The sequence below is a fragment of the Streptomyces tateyamensis genome (assembly GCF_003205575.1).
Taxonomy (GTDB): Bacteria; Actinomycetota; Actinomycetes; order Streptomycetales; family Streptomycetaceae; genus Kitasatospora; species Kitasatospora tateyamensis.
In genome coordinates this window covers 1-285 of record NZ_PYBW01000414.1, presented here as the reverse complement: position 1 = coordinate 285, position 285 = coordinate 1, and the positions used below count along the sequence as shown (strand labels likewise).

The following is a 285-nucleotide window of genomic DNA, read 5'->3' as shown; positions in this document are numbered from 1 at the left end:
GTGCACCTCGTACGGCCAGCGGGGGGCGAACGGGACGAAGGCCGTCCAGTGCTCGCCGGCCAGCACCACACGCACCGGTTCGGCGCGCTCGGCGGCCACCAGGTCCTCGAACAGGTTGCGGCCGGTGCGGGCCCGGTGCTCGTCGGCGCTGGCGATCATCTTCAGGGTGCGCGGGGTGGTGAAGGGGAAGGCGTAGATCTGTCCGTGCGGGTGAGCCAGCGTCACCCCGATCTCGACGCCGCGGTTCTCGAAGCAGAACACCTGCTCCACCCCCGGCGCGGCGCT

General features: G+C 71.9%; 1 pseudogene. It reads right to left on the bottom strand.

Annotated elements, in window-relative coordinates:
• A pseudogene (locus tag C7C46_RS34000) lies at nucleotides 1-285 on the bottom strand (galactose-1-phosphate uridylyltransferase); the annotation flags it as partial.